The sequence below is a fragment of the Salinispora fenicalii genome, from assembly GCF_000514815.1.
Taxonomy (GTDB): domain Bacteria; phylum Actinomycetota; class Actinomycetes; order Mycobacteriales; family Micromonosporaceae; genus Micromonospora; species Micromonospora fenicalii.
This window is the reverse complement of sequence record NZ_AZWQ01000044.1, coordinates 1-2,436: the sequence shown is the minus strand read 5'-3', so window position 1 is coordinate 2,436 and position 2,436 is coordinate 1. Positions and strand designations below refer to the sequence as shown.

1 protein-coding gene and 2 pseudogenes are annotated in these 2,436 nt (G+C 63.6%); 2 read left to right on the top strand and 1 reads right to left on the bottom strand.

The window, feature by feature from the left end; genetic code table 11:
• Positions 1 to 786: pseudogene (locus B116_RS27895) on the top strand (right-handed parallel beta-helix repeat-containing protein); the annotation flags it as partial.
• 235 nt (positions 787 to 1,021) lie between these two features.
• Positions 1,022 to 1,402, top strand: coding sequence for a hypothetical protein (locus B116_RS0117740; RefSeq protein WP_027660842.1), 381 nt, complete (start codon positions 1,022 to 1,024; stop codon positions 1,400 to 1,402).
• 140 nt (positions 1,403 to 1,542) lie between these two features.
• Here the strand turns inward: B116_RS0117740 and B116_RS27890 are convergent.
• A pseudogene (locus tag B116_RS27890) lies at positions 1,543 to 2,436 on the bottom strand (right-handed parallel beta-helix repeat-containing protein); the annotation flags it as partial.

Genomic DNA, 2,436 nt, shown 5'->3' with positions numbered 1-2,436 from the left:
ACCACCAACCACAGCACCATCACCCGCAACATCTCCGGCGACTCGGGCGGCGGCATCGCCAACTTCGGCACCACCCGGATCAAGTACTCCACGGTCGACCGCAACACCGCCGCCGTGGAGGGTGGCGGAATCTACAGCGCCGGCCTGCTGGAAGTCGTCAAGTCCCACATCGACAACAACACGGTCACTGGTGGCGGTGGCGGTGGTATCTACTCGTTCAACAGCACTGTCACCGTCAAGGGTGGCACTATCTCCGGCAACTTCGCGGACATCAGCGGAGGGCTGTATGTCTTCGGCGGTGTCGGCACGGTTACCGGCACCAAGTTCACCAACAACACGGCCCGCAGCAGTGGCGGTGGCGCTGCCCGGGCCGAGAGCGGCGCCCAACTCACCATGCGGAAGGTCAACTTGACCGACAACACCGCATCGGCCCTCGGTGGCGCCTTGTTCGTGGCGTTGGACAGTTTCGCTGTCATCGAGGACAGCATCATCAAGAACAACACCAATACCGGTGCAGTCGGCGGAGGGATCTACAACGCGGGGGAAACGGTCGTACGGCACACCAAGATCATTGGTAACCAAGCCAACAACGAAGGTGGCGGAATTTACAACGAAGGCACGATCAGCCTCTTTGCCACAAAGGTGGTCGAGAACATCGCCCTCACCGACGGCGGAGGCATCTTCAACGACATCGCCGGCACGGTGAATCTGAACACCGCCACCGGCACCGTGGTGATCAAAAACCGACCCAACAACTGCGTCAACGTCCCCGGCTGCGCCGGATAGCGAAGCCGCAGATCCACGAGGGCCCGTTTCCGCCGATAGCCGGTGGGAACGGGCCCTCTGCTGGACCGCCCACTTCCTCCCGCGCGGCCCGCCCTCTCCTGGGTGAGCCCACTTCCGCCCCGCACCAGGACAAACCCACCACGGCGCGCCACGTGACGCCATCCCGAGCGTTGTGGGATGGAGAAAGTCAGATGGTCGGGGGTTCTCCGGGCCCCTATCTGGGTACGGTCACGAGATGGTGTACATGCCGTCGCTGCCGCAGCCACAGCGGTTGCTCCTGGCTGAACTGGCGGGCACAGCCAACCGCTACAGCATCGGTGAAGGCCGGGGCCTGCCGCAGGAGGTGGCGGTTGCCGCGGTACGGGCGATCACCGACGACCCAGTGCTACTGGGCATCCAGGCCGGGGTGGCGCTGGCAGATCCGTACGGCGTCAGCCAGCCAACTGTCGAACTGCTTCAGGCCGCTGGCGCTGACATGGCCATCGCCCAGCAGCACGCGACCGAGGTGCGGGAACGGCTGGAGCGGATCGGCATCACCAACTCCTCCGACGGTGGCGTGACCGATGGGCGGCCCGGCCAGCATGGCGACGGACAGCCGGGAGGGCAGTCTGGGTAGGGACTCGCGGGCCCGCTTCGGCCATCAGGTCGGGCTGGCGCAACTGTGCGCCTTCTCGGTCCACCCAGGTACGAAATGACGGTTCCGCCCCATCGCCTGTGGGCGACGGGGCGGAACCTTTTGTTCCGTATGCGCGGGCGTTATCCGGCGCAGCCGGGCACGTTGACGCAGTTGTCGGGTCGGTTTTTGATCACCACGGTGCCGGTGGCGGTGTTCAGGTTCACCGTACTGCCGGCACTGTTGAAGATACCCCCACCGTTCGTTACGGCAATATTCTTAATGACCTTGGTTGAGTAGAGCGAGATCGTGGAGTTGGCGGAGTTGAAGATGCCGCCGCCCTGGTTGGCCTGATTGTTGATAATTTTCGTGTTCCGTACCACCGTTGTACCCGCGTTAGAGATCCCTCCAGCAGTGAGTTCCGTAGCTGTGTTGTTCTTGATGACACTGTCCTCGACAACACCAATGGAAGCGCCTCCGTTGCTGGGTCCGGAAACCGCCAAGCCGCCGGCCGCCAGGGCCGTGTTGTCCGTCAGGGTTACCTTCCGCAGCGTCACCTGCCCGGTGGAAGAGACCTGGACCCCGCCCGTAATAGTGGCGGTGTTGCCGGCGATCCGGGTACCGGTGACCGTGCCGATGCCGCCGGATACCTGCAGTCCGCCGCTGAGTGCCGCCTGGTTGCCGGAGATGCTGCCGCCCTTGACGGTGACAGTGCTGTTGAACGAGTAGATTCCACCACCATTAGCGGAAAGGTTGTTGTCGATGTGGGATTTGATGACTTCCAGCAGGCCGGCGCTGTAGATTCCGCCCCCCTGCTCATTGGTGTCGTTGGCGGTGTTGCGGTCGACTGTGGAGTACTTGATCCGGGTGGTGCCGAAGTTGGCGATGCCGCCGCCCGAGTCGCCGGAGATGTTGCGGGTGATGGTGCTGTGGTTGGTGGTAAACGCACCACCGGCGTTGACCAGGATCCCCCCGCCGTCGCCGTCGGTCTGCCCACCGGTGATGGTCAGCTTGTTGAGGGTGAGGTCACCACCCAC